This window comes from Microcoleus sp. (genome assembly GCF_041354475.1).
Lineage (GTDB): Bacteria > Cyanobacteriota > Cyanobacteriia > Cyanobacteriales > Microcoleaceae > Microcoleus.
On record NZ_JBGJZU010000066.1, the window covers coordinates 21919 to 36079 of the forward strand.

At 45.2% G+C, this 14161-nt stretch carries 19 protein-coding genes; 6 read left to right on the forward strand and 13 right to left on the reverse strand.

Annotated features, from left to right (window positions below):
- The first annotated feature begins 4 nt into the window (after window positions 1-4).
- The 3 genes from ACBR23_RS21390 to trpS all read left to right on the forward strand — a co-directional run bounded on the left by ACBR23_RS21390 (window position 5) and on the right by trpS (window position 2988).
- Complete coding sequence (locus ACBR23_RS21390; RefSeq protein WP_371120393.1) at window positions 5-352, forward strand: hypothetical protein; 348 nt, start codon at window positions 5-7, stop codon at window positions 350-352.
- 16 nt (window positions 353-368) lie between these two features.
- Complete coding sequence (locus ACBR23_RS21395) at window positions 369-1772, forward strand: hypothetical protein (RefSeq protein ID WP_371120392.1); 1404 nt, start codon at window positions 369-371, stop codon at window positions 1770-1772.
- Window positions 1773-1977: 205 nt separating this feature from the next.
- Entirely contained in the window at window positions 1978-2988 is a 1011-nt protein-coding gene (trpS, locus tag ACBR23_RS21400; RefSeq protein ID WP_371117240.1) for a tryptophan--tRNA ligase, read from the forward strand.
- A gap of 31 nt (window positions 2989-3019) precedes the next feature.
- Here the strand turns inward: trpS and ACBR23_RS21405 are convergent, their stop codons facing one another.
- Window positions 3020-3163, reverse strand: a complete 144-nt coding sequence (locus tag ACBR23_RS21405) for a hypothetical protein (RefSeq protein WP_371125678.1) — start codon at window positions 3161-3163, stop codon at window positions 3020-3022.
- Here ACBR23_RS21405 and ACBR23_RS21410 point away from each other — a divergent pair.
- The gene (locus ACBR23_RS21410; protein ID WP_371117242.1) at window positions 3162-4052 is read left to right on the forward strand and encodes a methylenetetrahydrofolate reductase; all 891 of its coding nucleotides are present in this window, start codon (window positions 3162-3164) and stop codon (window positions 4050-4052) included. The two genes, ACBR23_RS21405 and ACBR23_RS21410, sit on opposite strands and share 2 nt — an antisense overlap.
- Window positions 4053-4184: 132 nt before the next feature.
- Here ACBR23_RS21410 and ureG read toward each other — a convergent pair whose 3' ends face one another.
- From ureG to ACBR23_RS21430, 4 genes are all read right to left on the reverse strand, one after another.
- Window positions 4185-4781 (reverse strand): urease accessory protein UreG, encoded by a 597-nt coding sequence (gene ureG / locus ACBR23_RS21415; RefSeq protein WP_371120390.1) that lies wholly within the window; start codon window positions 4779-4781, stop codon window positions 4185-4187.
- Window positions 4782-4811: 30 nt separating this feature from the next.
- Complete coding sequence (locus ACBR23_RS21420; protein WP_341739561.1) at window positions 4812-5501, reverse strand: urease accessory protein UreF; 690 nt, start codon at window positions 5499-5501, stop codon at window positions 4812-4814.
- A 63-nt stretch (window positions 5502-5564) separates the two neighbouring features.
- Entirely contained in the window at window positions 5565-6002 is a 438-nt protein-coding gene (gene ureE, locus ACBR23_RS21425; protein ID WP_341732628.1) for an urease accessory protein UreE, read from the reverse strand.
- Between the two features lie 189 nt (window positions 6003-6191).
- Window positions 6192-6689 (reverse strand): DUF4168 domain-containing protein, encoded by a 498-nt coding sequence (locus ACBR23_RS21430; protein WP_371120389.1) that lies wholly within the window; start codon window positions 6687-6689, stop codon window positions 6192-6194.
- 102 nt (window positions 6690-6791) lie between these two features.
- Here ACBR23_RS21430 and ACBR23_RS21435 point away from each other — a divergent pair, with 102 nt between their 5' ends.
- The gene (locus tag ACBR23_RS21435) at window positions 6792-7007 is read left to right on the forward strand and encodes a hypothetical protein (protein WP_341739564.1); all 216 of its coding nucleotides are present in this window, start codon (window positions 6792-6794) and stop codon (window positions 7005-7007) included.
- 115 nt (window positions 7008-7122) lie between these two features.
- Here the strand turns inward: ACBR23_RS21435 and ACBR23_RS21440 are convergent, their stop codons facing one another.
- Window positions 7123-7902: an EcsC family protein gene (locus tag ACBR23_RS21440; RefSeq protein ID WP_371120388.1), complete on the reverse strand. Its 780-nt coding sequence runs from the start codon at window positions 7900-7902 to the stop codon at window positions 7123-7125.
- Between the two features lie 531 nt (window positions 7903-8433).
- On the opposite strand from ACBR23_RS21440, the gene ACBR23_RS21445 reads away from it, so the two are divergent.
- Window positions 8434-8859 carry a DoxX family protein gene (locus ACBR23_RS21445; RefSeq protein WP_341739567.1) on the forward strand — a complete coding sequence of 142 codons (426 nt, stop codon included), beginning with the start codon at window positions 8434-8436 and terminating at the stop codon, window positions 8857-8859.
- A 145-nt stretch (window positions 8860-9004) separates the two neighbouring features.
- Here ACBR23_RS21445 and ACBR23_RS21450 read toward each other — a convergent pair whose 3' ends face one another.
- The 7 genes from ACBR23_RS21450 to ACBR23_RS21480 form a co-directional block, all read right to left on the reverse strand.
- A complete protein-coding gene (locus ACBR23_RS21450; RefSeq protein ID WP_340541195.1) occupies window positions 9005-9472 on the reverse strand; it encodes a regulatory protein RecX in 468 nt (155 codons plus the stop codon).
- A 90-nt stretch (window positions 9473-9562) separates the two neighbouring features.
- A complete protein-coding gene (locus ACBR23_RS21455; protein WP_340520587.1) occupies window positions 9563-9973 on the reverse strand; it encodes an AbrB family transcriptional regulator in 411 nt (136 codons plus the stop codon).
- 75 nt (window positions 9974-10048) lie between these two features.
- Window positions 10049-10369: a hypothetical protein gene (locus ACBR23_RS21460; protein ID WP_371117249.1), complete on the reverse strand. Its 321-nt coding sequence runs from the start codon at window positions 10367-10369 to the stop codon at window positions 10049-10051.
- A 274-nt stretch (window positions 10370-10643) separates the two neighbouring features.
- Window positions 10644-10826 carry a hypothetical protein gene (locus ACBR23_RS21465; protein WP_340520582.1) on the reverse strand — a complete coding sequence of 61 codons (183 nt, stop codon included), beginning with the start codon at window positions 10824-10826 and terminating at the stop codon, window positions 10644-10646.
- 1 nt (window position 10827) lies between these two features.
- Complete coding sequence (locus ACBR23_RS21470) at window positions 10828-11028, reverse strand: hypothetical protein (protein WP_371117250.1); 201 nt, start codon at window positions 11026-11028, stop codon at window positions 10828-10830.
- A gap of 71 nt (window positions 11029-11099) precedes the next feature.
- The gene (locus tag ACBR23_RS21475; RefSeq protein WP_371120387.1) at window positions 11100-13424 is read right to left on the reverse strand and encodes a CHAT domain-containing protein; all 2325 of its coding nucleotides are present in this window, start codon (window positions 13422-13424) and stop codon (window positions 11100-11102) included.
- Window positions 13425-13428: 4 nt separating this feature from the next.
- On the reverse strand, window positions 13429-13683 hold the full coding sequence (locus ACBR23_RS21480) for a hypothetical protein (protein ID WP_371117252.1): 255 nt from the start codon (window positions 13681-13683) through the stop codon (window positions 13429-13431).
- Window positions 13684-14161: the final 478 nt, after the last annotated feature.

Consider the following 14161-nt stretch of genomic DNA (forward strand, 5'->3'; position numbering starts at 1 on the left):
AACAATGACAAATGAAGAAGTGGTAATGACAAAAGACGAAAAATTCATTAACGGATTCCTGCAAGTCTTTGAAAATAAACCCGAATTATTTGAACTGTGGAACGCGGTTGAGGCTTTAGATGATCTTGATAAGAAGATATCCAAGATGGCGGATAAATCTAATCAGGAAGTAGCGGTGGTTATTAGCGATTGGTGTAAAAAATATCCTAAGATTACGGATGAGATCAGAAACTTGGTTAAAGATAGAAAACTAAAACCAGAAGCCACCAAAAAAGAAGGACAAGAACCAAAACTCTCAAACCGCTATCCACAGTTGCCCGAAAACCTTAAAAAACGCATTCCCAATTCATAGCCACCGCGCCAATAACATGAGTGACAAAATTTCTGCCCCCAATGTCTATTTATACGCTTTCCAACTGTACAATGACAGTAAGGGCAGCAATAATCCTCTGTGGAAACACTGCGACAAAATCCTCGCCAACTTCACCAATGAAGCGGTAACACCCGATCTAGTTTTCCCGCAAAAATCCCACAGCTACCGCGAGGATTTGTTACCAACTGTTGTACTAAGATTTAACAGCAATCCGCCCGTAGAAGGTTTTGCCCAACCGCTACAAATTCAAGACAGCTATGCTTTCTGCTTAAATATAGGTTGCCCGGAAGACGGCACCGCTGATAATGTAGATGTCGATCTAATCCAGCAATTCAATCCAAATCGAGCCTTACTCATCAGTGGCGATGATAACTTTTTAGGTCAAACTCTCCTGATTACCGCGTGGCTTCCCGAAAACTCACCGGATAATTTAGATTCCCTCAAACCCCTTGCCGATAAATGTCGCAATGCTTTATTCCAAGGCGACTCACCACCTGTATTTTACCGATCGAGTAAACTGTTCGGTAGTCCGATTTTTGAATACGGTGCAATTAGCGATATTGCGAATTACCGCCACCTGCTTGTCTGGCTGCTTGCCGACAAACAAACCGATAAGGATTTTAACACTTGCCAGGAAGAAATACTCGACCTACTATTTCACCGCAACAAAATTATCAAAGCTTTTCAAGACAGCCGCCAGATTTACCATGAACTCGATCGCGAATACCGCACCATTGAGAAAAACATGGAGATATTGCAGCAGCAATTTTCCAGAGGAACTGTATTAACTCCCCCCCAATTGCAGGAATTTCAGGAACAGTTAAAGCAACTCTTCAGCAAAGCAGTAACTTATACTCGCCTGCTGCGGAAACTCGAAGATTATGACAATACAATTGCCATACATCTTAACAATTACATTGACATTTTGTCGAAAATTTGTGATATACTAGGAATCGATAAGGAAGAACTATCAATATTAAATAACTTCAGTAGAAAAACGGCTCGTTATATGCGATCGCAAATTGCCGGAGACTTAGGATATTTCCGCCACGGCACAAACTTAATCGACCAGGCGATCGCCTCAATACGCGGCATAGTAGAAATAGAACAAGCCAGGAGCGATCGCACCAACCAAATCGAACTCCGCAAGAGCGAACTAGGAGAGAAAAATCGGGACGATCGCCTACAAAGCACAGTACAGGCGATCGGCGTTGGTTTAGCAGCCGGAGGCATCGCAGCATCAAGCGGCACAGACGAAGTATTCCAGACAGTCCAAAACTATAAAATTCCTGTTTTAATGCAGTTGCATCCCTTTCTATTTTCCTTTGCCTTGAGTTTTGCGATCGCCCTTTTAGCGGCCAGCATCACTTGGTGGCGCACCAAACCGAAAAACAATTGACAATTGACAGTTGACAGAGAGGTTTTTCAGACTGGGATTTAAACGTAGTTATAAAAACAATCTGCCTTAAATACCCCGTTAATTCTTTAGTCCGCGCAGGCGGACTTCGTTTGTGTAGACGCGGTTTCAACCGCCGAGTTATATTTGACTTAGATCGAGATAACGTGTCAATATAGGAATGTGACTTAAATTCTCCTCTTTCCTCATGGGCAAACAGCGCGTTCTTTCAGGAGTTCAGCCAACAGGCAATCTACACCTCGGCAATTATCTCGGTGCCATTCGCAACTGGGTAGAAATCCAAAGTCAGTACGAAAATTACTTTTGCGTAGTCGATTTGCACGCCATTACCGCACCGCACAATCCCGCAACTCTAGCTAATGACAGCTACACCATCGCCGCCCTTTATTTAGCTTGTGGCATCGATTTGGAATATTCTACTATTTTCATACAATCCCACGTTCCTGCTCATACAGAACTAGCATGGCTGCTTAACTGCATTACGCCGATTAACTGGCTAGAAGATATGATTCAGTTTAAAGAAAAAGCAGTTAAACAAGGAGAAAATGTTAACGCAGGCTTGCTGAATTATCCCGTATTAATGGCCGCAGATATCTTGCTTTACGATGCAGATCAAGTGCCAGTAGGAGAAGACCAAAAACAACATTTGGAACTAACCCGCGATCTAGTTATTAGATTAAATCACCAATTTGGCACACCGGAAAAACCTGTATTGAAACTTCCCAAACCATTAATTCGGACTGACGGCGCGAGGGTGATGAGCTTGACAGACGGCACTCGTAAAATGTCGAAATCAGACCCTTCCGAACTGAGTAGAATTAATTTATTGGATTCGCCAGAAACAATTACCAAAAAAATTAAGCGGTGCAAAACAGATGCGGTGCGAGGTTTGACCTTTGATGACCCCGATCGCCCCGAAGCCAGAAACCTACTCACCCTGTACCTGCTGCTTTCCGGCAAATCCAAGGAAGAAGTTGCAGCGGAATGTGAAAATATGGGTTGGGGAGACTTTAAACCCCTGTTGACAGAGACTACAATCAATGCCCTGAAACCGATTCAGGATAAATATGCAGACATAATGGGCGATCGGGGATACTTGGAATCAGTATTACGTCAAGGAAAGGAACAAGCAGAAGCAATTGCCAACCAAACTCTAACTAAGGTTAAAAAAGCTTTTGGTTATTCTTTACCAAATTAGTTGCTATTGGTTAGTTGTTATTGGTTATTAGTTATTGGTTTATTGGTTGAGAATGCCAACTGCCAACTAACAACTGCCAACTGCCAACTAACAACTGCCAACTGCCAACTAACAACTGCCAACTGCCAACTGCCAACTGCCAACTGTCAACTGTCAACCACCAACAACCAATCATGAATCGTTTTCGTACTGCGTGTACTACCCCCGGAGAATTTATCATTACCGCCGAAGTTGCCCCCCCCAAAGGCGGTGATATCACTCACACCCTGGCAATGGCTGAAATGCTCAAAAACCGCGTTCACGCAATTAATATCACCGATGGCAGTCGTGCAGTGCTACGAATGTCTCCCCTAGCAGTATCCGTAATTTTATTGCAGCACGGCATTGAGCCGATTTGTCAAGTTGCTTGTCGCGATCGCAATCAAATTGGCCTGCAAGCAGATTTGATGGGAGCACAGGCTTTAGGTATTCGCAATATATTAGCACTAACAGGCGATCCAGTCAAAGCCGGAGACCATCCAAAAGCTAAAAGCGTATTTGATTTTGAAGCAGTGCGACTGCTGCAAGCTATTCAAAAAATGAACAGTGGCAAAGACTGGAATGACAAACCTTTAACAGATGGAGTTACTGATTTATTTGCCGGTGCTGCTGTCGATCCGCAATGCCCCAGTTGGTCAGGTTTACAAAGTCGATTTGAGAAAAAATTAGAAGCAGGAGCCCAGTTTTTTCAAAGTCAATTAATAACAGATTTTGAAATTTTAGATAAGTTTATGCACCACATTGCTGCGGGTTCTAACAAACCAATTTTAGCAGGAATTTTTCTGTTTAAATCCGCTAAAAATGCTGAATTTATCAAAAAGAATGTGCCGGGAGTTCACATACCACAAGAGACGATCGATCGTTTGGCAAAAGCTCCAGAACCCTTACAGGAAGGCATAAAAATTGCTGCCGAACAAGTTAAGCTAGCGCGACAAATTTGTCAAGGAGTTCACATGATGGCTGTCAAGCGGGAAGATTTAATTCCTCAAATTTTAGATTTGGCAGGAATCAAACCCATGAACTAACAGTGAACTACCAGACGCTGACCGATACGGCGATACAGCGCTGGCTTCCTGATTCAACGGGGATAGCGTCCAACAAAACCGAAGTTTTACTCTTGTCGACTTACATCTTAGATATCTAATTTCAATAGGATTCTAGACTATATGGTAGCGGATAAAATTAACTACCGATTCTAATCCTTCCTGGCTTTTCAAATTAGTAAAAATAAAAGGTTTCTCCCCGCGCATTTTTTGAGTATCCCGTTCCATCACTCCTAAATCTGCTCCCACATAGGGTGCGAGGTCTGTTTTATTAATTACCAGCAAATCCGATTTAGTAATTCCTGGTCCTCCTTTGCGGGGAATTTTGTCTCCCGCAGCCACATCGATTACGTAAATTGTCAAATCTACTAACTCTGGGCTAAAAGTTGCCGCTAAGTTATCGCCCCCACTTTCGACAAAGATTAAATCTAAGTCAGTGAATTTGTATTCCAATTGTTCAATAGCCACTAAATTGATCGAAGCATCTTCCCGAATAGCCGTGTGGGGACAGCCTCCGGTTTCTACGCCCAAAATTCGATCGCTATCCAAAGCTTGACTCCGCACCAAAAACTGTGCATCTTCCTGAGTATAGATATCATTAGTCACCACAGCCATCTTGTAGTGCTGACGGAGGGATTTGCACAAAGCATCAAGTAAAGCTGTTTTTCCCGAACCAACAGGGCCCGCAATTCCAACACGAAAAGCACTCATAGCGATTTGAGATTTGAGATTGTCTGATTTTTAACTGCGAAATAATCGAGTATATTGAGTTTCGTGGGCCATACTAGCTAGGGCCAATCCCCAACTACAACTACCAAGATCGTCATCTTCTAATTTTAAAACTTCTTGGGCAGTAAAGCTAATTTGCGAGTGCAAATCTAACAATAATTGTTGACCGGCTGTTTGACCAAGGGGAATCAATTTGACGCCAGCACTCGCCAAGTTTGTCGCCCAACTGTACAAATATCCTAACACGGCGGCTTCTTCTTCAATCTGCCAGCAAGCGCAAGCAATGCTAAAGGCGATCGCAAAATTGCACTGATTACCCTCCGATGCCACGAATTCTGGTACTATTTTTGTTAATCCATCCGGTGTGGGCGATCGCAAATCTAGCAATAACCGCATCAAAGTCCGTCCCATTTGCCAACTTTGCGATCGCAATTCTTCAGTTTCCTTAGTCGCCGTCGCCCACCCATTCCAATAACTCAAAGCTGTTAAATCTTCCTTTTTAGCCGCCCTCAAACCCCGTACCGCCAGCGCAGCTTCTACTCGAATCGCCCCGAATTGCAGGGAGTCTTGCAACCAATTTCTCAAGCTAACTTCGCTATCGATCTCACCTGTTTCTACTAAAATTTCGAGCCCTTCAGAATAACTATAAGCTCCCACAGGTGCAAAAGCTAGCTGCAATAAACATAAAAGTTGACTGTTCACTGTTGATTGTTAACTCTTGATTGTTCTCTGTTCGCTTCTTTCGTAAATCTCAAATCTCAAATCTTAATGGCTATGGCCATAAGCTCCCACTTCTGGGTGAAATGGTACAATTTCTGCTGTTACTTCCAAACCCATTTTTTCCAGCATTCCCTGCAAGACTGAATCGGGAGAAAACTTTAAATAATTATCAGCCACTTCTAAAGCTACGTGGCGGTTTCCTAAATGATAGGCCGCCCGCATCAGTAGCAGCCGATTTCCAGCACGTACTGCAAGCACTGCTTCTGGTTTGGCTGTGACTCGCACTAAACAATTACCGTCTTCCGACTGCAATAAATCCCCATCACGCAGTACAGTACCTCTGGGCAAACGCAAGTTTACCACTTCCCCGGCATCCGTTTCAAATCGGTGACGACTGCGAGTGCGATCGTCCGCAGTCAGGGGTAAAACAAAGCTGACTACAGCATCAGGATTTGCAGGCAAATGTTTTGTAAAAATTAGCATATTTATATTTTATCCCTCACAGGATTTGATGTCGCACCTAATTTTTGAGGAATATCTTATTTATCGGGATTTTCCTTTGAATGGGGAATCGGGAATGGGGAATCGGGAATTGGTGATTAGCTATTGGCACTAACCAATCACCCATAACCAATCACCAATCACCAATCACCAATCACCAATCACCAATCACTATGGATTAGTAGTTTGTTGTTGCAGCCGTACCAACTCGGCTTGAATTTGTGCTTTGACAGCCGGATTAGCTTGCTGGAGCAAAGTAAGCTGGTTGAAGCGAGCAACTGTCAAACCATTATTTTCTATAATTTTTTTAGCTTCGTCGCAGTAATTTACTGCCACGCCGCGAATGTTTCCAGAAAGCCTATTGATTCCCTGAGCTTCGTTGCACAATACTCTTGGAACCGCTCCACCTGGTGCCATTCCTTTTATTTCTCTATAAGCTTTCTCGCGTCTAGGTTCCATTGCTAAGACAGCACGAGCGTAGCTAGTAATCTCCTCTCTGCTAATCTCTTGAGCTTGGGCGCTCGATCCAAAAACTAGGCTGGGCGAATTGCCGTACAAACCGGGAACCCATCCGCTAGCCAAGGCTGCTGCGGAGATGATGCTTGCTAGCAGGGATTGCCTCAGCATTCGATTGAGATGCAATTTAGGGGTGTTAAGTGAAGTGTTCATGGTCGTCGGTGATTGCTTGTGTTTAGATAAAAATGACACAGGGCTGGGAGGCTCAATCTTTTTGAATAATTTGGTGGCAAGAAAGTTCCTGCCAGGAAAAAAATGTTATATTTTCGCAGAATAGTTTGGGATTTTCTCAGGGCGATCGCATTTAGCTGGATGCTACAGCTAATTCTAGCCACATATATTGATAGCTTGCCTATCTGGTCGATCCGCATCGGCAAACAGCCTGTGGCTCACGCGGCAGTTAATAACATTGTTTCCATGACATTACATATTCTAACATCGTTGGGAACTTCCGAAAATACGAATTTTTGAGCGTGATTTATTGCTAGAGAAAAGGAGACTATTTTTTCTCATAATCAATGGGGATTAAGAAAGTTTAAATAAATCTAAAATCACTTGACATCCTGGGCGATCGCCCTGTCAAAAATCAAACAACTCCCTTAGACTCGTAAAACCTACAAGCAGCGTACCCCACCGTATAAAACATCACAGCATTGGTACTCGCGCCGATCGCCATTCCTGCCAGTGGCACATTTCGCAGCCCACCAAAAAGCACTTTCAGCACTTCCGAACTACTCACCGACAGGCCAAAAATAGCCAAAACTTCCGCTCGCCTAGTTGGTTCGCGCACATCCATACCGTAAGCCGCAGCAATCTGATAAACCATTTGGGCTTGCAACTGTGTCGTCGCTACCAAATCCACCGCCAGCAGCGCCAAGGCGACTCCAGGGACAACGCTACTTACCAAGCCGATACCGCCAGCATAGATGGCTTTTTCTACTACAATCCTTTGAGCGATTTCGGCAGGAGTTTCCTGGGGATACTCTTGCTGCAACTTTTTCACAGCAGCTTCAGCACTAGCAACATCCACCATACCGATTAAGGTTAGCAGCCCTTCGGCACGGAAAAACTTCAGGAATTCTCGCAGCAGAGGGTTGTCGCCCACTGCTTCCAAAACTTTTCCTGTCTCGCGGGTGGCTGTGTCGAAATATTCCTGGGCTTGTTTGAAAGTTGTCTCGGCTGCTTCCCCCGCACTGGCGGCGGCAGCCGTGCCAATTTCCGTTCCTGCTACACCGATCGCGTTAAGTGCGATCGTCGCCGTTTCCGCAGCAGAGATAGCCGTTTTTAGCTGCATCTGAAACGCCTCACAAACCGAATTTGCTGGGGGCTTGATTTCCTCTGTTGGTTGCTGCTGTTTGTCTGTCATGAAAGCTAAATTCCCGATCGCATTACCTCAATTTCTAATTTAGCAATGCCAGCCCAAATCAACCTAGGGCATGAGACATAGGGCTTTGGATAGATTTTTGAGTTTTAAATTGCAACTTAAATCAACCTCATTAAAAGTAATACCATTTCTCTACAATCGTGCAATAATCTTTGACCCCCCCTAACCCCCCCTTATAAAGGGGAGGGACAAGACTACTGTTGCATTCTTTTTTAAAATTGGTATAACAAGATCTCCTGTGAGAGTCCCGCAGCACTTTTAGTTGTCTGGGAATCTGGGTATGCTATTTTTTTTAGTAAAACTGCCGGAGGACAGAGGCGAGATCCGGCAACGGGAGATTAAGATTTTGATAAAACACCCGCGCTGTTTTATTGGGTGACAATCCGCAGCCGTTTGTCAAAGTTCCCCTAGCGGTTAGTTGTTGACGGGGAAAACTGGGTAACTGTTTCACAAACAGCGGATTTTGGCAAGGATTATTGCTGCAAATTTACAATTTTTAATTAATGCTCTCCCATGAAAACTCAAAAAGAAATTTGGCGAGTTATTCTCGCAGTGGCTATTAGTGTTGTCGGGGTTCTCCACTTTGCAGTCCCCGCACCTTTTATCAAAATCATGCCACCCCAGCTTCCTTACCCAGAAGCATTGGTTTATATCAGCGGTTTTTTCGAGATTTTGGGAGGCATTGGGCTGTTAGTTCCTCCCGTGAGTCGCGCCGCCGCCTGGGGATTAATTGCTCTGTTTATTGCCGTGTTTCCAGCTAATATTAATCAGGCCATCAACAGCATTCCCATAGAAGGGATTCCCCACCACCCACTTCTGTATTGGTTCAGGCTGCCTTTTCAAGCTGTCTTAATTGCTTGGGCTTGGGTTTATACCAAACCCGATCAAAGGATGGAGGGGAATTCTGTAGTTTCGGAGAGAGTACAAAACCCTCAATGAAGCAGTTTGACTACAATCACGATTTTAAGGCGATCTAAGTCCCATAGTTAGAAAAACTGACAACATAGAATATGACCCCCAAAACAGCAGTACAGTTAAGTTTGCCGAACTGGGGGCTTCTTAAATCGAGCTTGGTCCTAGTAAATTACTCGTCTGCTTCTTCCTGCTGCCACTGCTGCCAAATTTCAAAGGGATTAAACCCCCTGTATTGGAGGTAATTCAAGACTTTACCCTTGGTCTTTGGATCTACTTTATCCCAAGTATCAATCTTGTATTTTCGCATGACTTTGGCTTTTAATCCGGCAAGTTTTTCTGCTTCGGAGTCTACATTTTCAGCAGATTCTTCCTCCCAAACTTGCTCGAACAAATCGCTGGAAATTCCTTTTTGCAAGCACTTGCGCTTGACGGCAGACTTCCCGTATTTGCCTGCAGCAGAGGCGATCGAGTTTGCCACCAAGCGAGTATCGGACTGATAGCCCCGGTCTTGAATTTGCGCGATCGCCTCCAATATTTCGACCTGGCCAAAACCTTTCTCTTGCCCCTTTTTGCGAAGTTCAGAGGCACTGTAGTCTTTGCGAGACAAGAGAAAATAGAAATAGTCAAGACAGCTCATCAGTTAAATCGAAGGTTGGCGCGCAAATATTCATACAGTGAATGCCAAATTTAGTCGCCTTACCATCGGCTGACTGCATCAGGTTCGCTGCTATTCTTCTGTATCCTCCTCTTGATCGTCCATGTCTACATCAGCTCTGTCCACATCGATCTGAATCAAGCGAATGTGCTTGTATCCGAGTTTAATTTCAAACTCGTCTCCGGGCTTTAATCCCATTTCTTGGGTATAATTTGCCCCGATCACGATGGAACCATTCTTGTGAACGCTAGCTCGATAACTGGCTTCTCGTCCGCGTCCATCAGCTTTCGACTTCTCTAGCTCAATTCCCTTAGCAGCTAACACTGCATCGTAAAACTCAGCCAAGTTAATCCGAGTTTCTCCACTCTTGCTCACTGTGAAGTAGCCGCAAAGCTTTGCCAGTTCTCTGCGTGGCAAATCGCTGCCTTTGATTTTTTGAAGCAGACCTTTTCCTGTTAAGGGTGCTGTTGCTGTTTCTGCCATTGACCGTACCTCGCTTATTGGACTTTACTTATATCAATTACAACACATTAGATGAACTTTGTTTGACTGTCAATACTAAGAATTCTGAATATTAAGATTCTGGATTAATTTCTGCGGCCTCAAGGTCTGGTCTGAAACTAAAGATGCTGGATCTGTGATATATTTGCTGCTCAATCCTGATGATTGAGCTCGCGACGGAGATCGACTCCGGGATTGTTGCTGCCAATTAAAGAGTTTACTTTTGGAGAGTAAAGTCTGTTCAGCAGCTTTCACCAGTCCCCCGATCGGGTCTGCCATTAAAGTAAAAAGCCAAGCGCGATCGCTGGAAATACCTAGGGTACCAGGTAGAGGAAATCTGTGGAAACCGCCGATCGCTGCGGGATGAAATTTTACCAAATTTTACCTCAACAAGATGAAGCGGTACTGATTGTCAATGGCACTGGCACCTACTCGAAAAGCCAGTTATTCGCCCCTGGAATGACCTCAAAACCCCAAATCCCTGGGAGGAATCTTCTATTAAACTGTTCACCATATAACTTGTAGAGAACAGACCAGGGGGATGGCAATCCGATCGGAGTTGGGTAAAATTTGCCCTAGCCGTTGCACAGGTTTTAGCCCAAAAGGCACTCAATGGGCACTGGTACAAACGATCGCGCAACCGCCCTGACAGCTAGTGCAAAATATTGGCCACACCACCAATTAACAGCCGTTCCTGGCACTGATTTGCGGCAGTAATGTACTGAATTTCTACTGGTTCCCTGTAGGTTGTCGCTCCCAAAGCAGCATCAGCCACAAATTCACCAAGGCAAAGTCGTCCCTGAGCCTCACTGTTGGTACAAAAACGATCCAACACCCTAGAGGTAGAGCAAATGCCTTGGCAATGAGGACTTTTTTAATTGCTGAAACCATTGATTTTGTTGAATTTCCCCCTCAATTTCTGCTTTGTTCGGCTCCAATTGTGCGTTCTTCCCTAAATCAATTTGCCCGATCGCACAAGCCGATCGACACTTGCCCACCAGCATATTTGGGCTGAGTGGGCCTGTCGATCGGGTCACAAAAATTGTACATTTTAACAGTGGATAGAGAGAATCAGAACACTAGAATATTGCTCAATACTTTCGATGGATCATCGCGCTTTTTGCAACTTTTGCAGGGACTGCCAATCGCGAATTGCGGCCTCGGACCACAGCCAATTTTTCGCCAGGGCATCAGCCCCAAAACTCAGCGGATCGCTAGCCATCACTTGTTGGCGAAATTCGATCGCTTTGGTCAAACGAGCTGCTTGCTGTTGAGGTGTCAGGTTGAGAACAGGTTTTGCCATCACCATTCCCAAACCGGCGATCGCAGTTAAAATATCATTGCCCGCTTGCACAGACACAGAAGCAGTTGGTTTGTTGGGAATCGGTGCGATGGAATTGAGCACTTCCGCCCAAACTTGATAAGCACGCTCGAAATTACCTTCAGCATAATAAGCAAAACCTAAAGCATTCCGATACTTCAGAGAATGTGGACGCGCCTTGAGAGCGATCTCCCAGGAACGCCTCGCGTCGTCAACACTGTATTTTTTGTTGCCGATTTGTTGAAATTGCCAAGCCAAACGACCTTTAAGAAAATTAACTTCTGGCTGATCTAGGGCAAATTTGGGGACAGCTTGCAGAGCACCTTCTGCCTGTGGCAGTGCTACTCGATCGAGCAATGCTTCTGTGGCTTTAAGACCGGCCCAAGTCTCCCCAGCCTGAAAGTTGTTGAGGGCGATCGCCATTACTTTAGCAGTCTGAGTTTGTGCCAAATTTACCCGCTGTATTTGTAGATAACCTTGGGAAATAGGAGTCCGCACCGTTGGTAATAACTCTTCGGGTTTGGAATTGCTGTTTTGCAATTGCCGCCACCCCAAAAAACCACCCCCCAAAGCCAGAGGCAACGCACAAAACGCCACAGTCAGATATTTTTTCCATCCCAATTTTTTGATTGGTTTGACAGTAGCTACTTGAGTGCGACTTGGTTGAGTAGTAACAAGGGAAGAGCCAGGAGTAGAAATGGGGGGTATTGCTGCCGGAAGTGGAGACCGGGCATTTACAGTCGAGAGTGCAGAATTTTGCTCCAGCCCATCCCTAGAAAATCCTAATTTGTCTGGAAAATGGCTCCTGACTTCCCCGTCAGCACAGTCTGCTTCTTGCTCAACATTAGCGGAATTCCAAGTCTTCGATTTGGCACCAGCCAAAAGTGGCTGCGTTTCCGACGCTAGGGATTTTTTGGGCTGCAAAGAATCTCCTGTCCCTTGTTGAGTAGGAGTACCTGTCAGATAGCCGTCAAATTCCGGGTGCTGGTAGAGAATGGGCAAAGCCCAGTATAACTGATGAGAACCGTAGGCAGTAATCAGTCCCGCTCTAGCGCGACTCAGGCTCAGATCCACTGGATAGCCTTGATTCAAGTTGCGGTAAAACAGCCTTGTCAGAGTCAGGGCCACATCGTCGGGGATGCTTTCTGCCATTGCTAACACTGCTGGAATCCCCCGCTTGACCAAAGCTTCTGTTAAGTTGCGTTCGGGGCTATCTTCCCCTTGCTTTGAGGCATTGCTGTAGGCGCCTCGGCAAGAGTTGAATACGGCCATTTGAATGCCGTTGTTGACTAGCAAACCTGCTAAGTCGTCGCCACTTAAGGTTTCGGTTAAGCCGGTGCGGCTGCTGACTAGGTAAAGTTCGCCACCTCTGGAACCCAAGTTGCTATGTCCTGCGTAGTGCAGAACTTGGTAGTGTCCTTGTTCTAGGGCTTGGGTTAATTGTTCTCGATCGGGCTGTTCGAGAATTGTCAATTGAATCTCTGGCGCGTGCAGGTTGTGTTTGAGGGGGTTCCCAGTCCGGTTTTGGAGTTCTTCTTGCAGGTGAAGAACTTCTCGCTTTAGTTGCAAGCTGTCTCGATCACTGGGAGAGGCGATCGCCATTAAAATCCTTAACGGGCCGCTATTGGGAATAATGTGAGTTGGTTTTACTATGTTTGTACCCGTGTGGTAGCGCGAGAAGACCACATCAGTGCCAGTGGCCAAGGGGCGATCGTCAGCGTGTAGAACCTCCCAAGGCAACCGTGACAACCGTCTGTCTTTGATTCCCACACGCAGTTGCAGCACTTCTCGGCGATGCTGTGCTATGCCTTGAGCGCAAGTCCAGCTATCGCGCAACCGCCCTTGAAATAGCCCACTGTGTAATTGTTGACCGAGGGCTACTAAATTTGGTGCTGGATTTTTTGCCGATCGCGACAGCACGCGACTGGTTTTTCCCTGAAGCAAGCCCATTAAGGGGTCATTCATCAGTTCGGCAGACAAAGCCAGCCATTGGTCGATCGGCCAGCGGACTCTTACTTCTCCCAAGGGTACACCGGGTGCAACCTTTTCTGTCCGCACAAAGTATTCGTCATCCTCAACTGGGGTGACAGACAGTCTAAATTCTTGGCTCACTGATTTAATGCCCTCCCGCCTCAATTCTGAACTTTCCTAGGTTTTTGTCACTAGCAATAACAATTGACGAACTTATGTTTACTCTTTCAATCAAAGTTTCTGAATCGGCGTCTTCCCATCTGGCGATCGCCTGGTTGCGAAATATTTGCTCAAACACTTTGAGGTTATAAAACTTGTACTTTAATAACAGTTTATTAGTTTTTATGGCCTTGTGGCTCTTGGAAAGCTTACTTAACTTAAATATTCCTATTTTTGACATTTTGCACCTCTACCACAGACCCCTTTACATTGGCGGTAAACTCAAGTTTTTCATTGCATGGTGAAGTTAACTTGGGAGCACTTTACCAGGCGGATCTTTAGTTCTTATTAGAATTACTTCTACTCTCACCCACCGGTTTCAGGGTAATATGGCTAACAAAGTTGAGGTAATTTTTGGGGGAGAGTGCCTGGGAGGTAAATGTCGCCACCGCTTATCCTCTACCATCTGCCCTCCATCTCCCATCTCAATAGTGTGTCAATTAGTTAATTGGTCTGTCGATTGAGCATTGGGTATTTGCCATTGGGGATTTGGCATTGCCCCCCTCCAGACCAGGGGCATCAATGAATCTGCGGGGTTGGGAACTGTCAGATAAAATCTACCCATATATAGACAAACTTACCGGAATGTACACATAATAGAGTGTATACAGTTAGGTATCCTCTATTATGGAATCCAATGAAGTGACTATTTCAATCGG

What these genes read in the sequence shown, in the direction of transcription:
- ACBR23_RS21395 (WP_371120392.1), top strand. Translation starts at nt 369, where the DNA reads ATGAGTGACAAAATTTCTGCCCCCAATGTCTATTTATACGCTTTCCAA.
- ACBR23_RS21410 (WP_371117242.1), top strand. Translation starts at nt 3,162, where the DNA reads ATGAATCGTTTTCGTACTGCGTGTACTACCCCCGGAGAATTTATCATT.
- ACBR23_RS21430 (WP_371120389.1), bottom strand. Translation starts at nt 6,689, where the DNA reads ATGAACACTTCACTTAACACCCCTAAATTGCATCTCAATCGAATGCTG.
- ACBR23_RS21450 (WP_340541195.1), bottom strand. Translation starts at nt 9,472, where the DNA reads ATGAGCTGTCTTGACTATTTCTATTTTCTCTTGTCTCGCAAAGACTAC.
- ACBR23_RS21445 (WP_341739567.1), top strand. Translation starts at nt 8,434, where the DNA reads ATGAAAACTCAAAAAGAAATTTGGCGAGTTATTCTCGCAGTGGCTATT.
- ACBR23_RS21480 (WP_371117252.1), bottom strand. Translation starts at nt 13,683, where the DNA reads ATGTCAAAAATAGGAATATTTAAGTTAAGTAAGCTTTCCAAGAGCCAC.
- ureE (WP_341732628.1), bottom strand. Translation starts at nt 6,002, where the DNA reads ATGCTAATTTTTACAAAACATTTGCCTGCAAATCCTGATGCTGTAGTC.
- trpS (WP_371117240.1), top strand. Translation starts at nt 1,978, where the DNA reads ATGGGCAAACAGCGCGTTCTTTCAGGAGTTCAGCCAACAGGCAATCTA.
- ACBR23_RS21440 (WP_371120388.1), bottom strand. Translation starts at nt 7,902, where the DNA reads ATGACAGACAAACAGCAGCAACCAACAGAGGAAATCAAGCCCCCAGCA.
- ACBR23_RS21455 (WP_340520587.1), bottom strand. Translation starts at nt 9,973, where the DNA reads ATGGCAGAAACAGCAACAGCACCCTTAACAGGAAAAGGTCTGCTTCAA.
- ACBR23_RS21405 (WP_371125678.1), bottom strand. Translation starts at nt 3,163, where the DNA reads ATGATTGGTTGTTGGTGGTTGACAGTTGACAGTTGGCAGTTGGCAGTT.
- ureG (WP_371120390.1), bottom strand. Translation starts at nt 4,781, where the DNA reads ATGAGTGCTTTTCGTGTTGGAATTGCGGGCCCTGTTGGTTCGGGAAAA.
- ACBR23_RS21390 (WP_371120393.1), top strand. Translation starts at nt 5, where the DNA reads ATGACAAATGAAGAAGTGGTAATGACAAAAGACGAAAAATTCATTAAC.
- ACBR23_RS21435 (WP_341739564.1), top strand. Translation starts at nt 6,792, where the DNA reads ATGTTATATTTTCGCAGAATAGTTTGGGATTTTCTCAGGGCGATCGCA.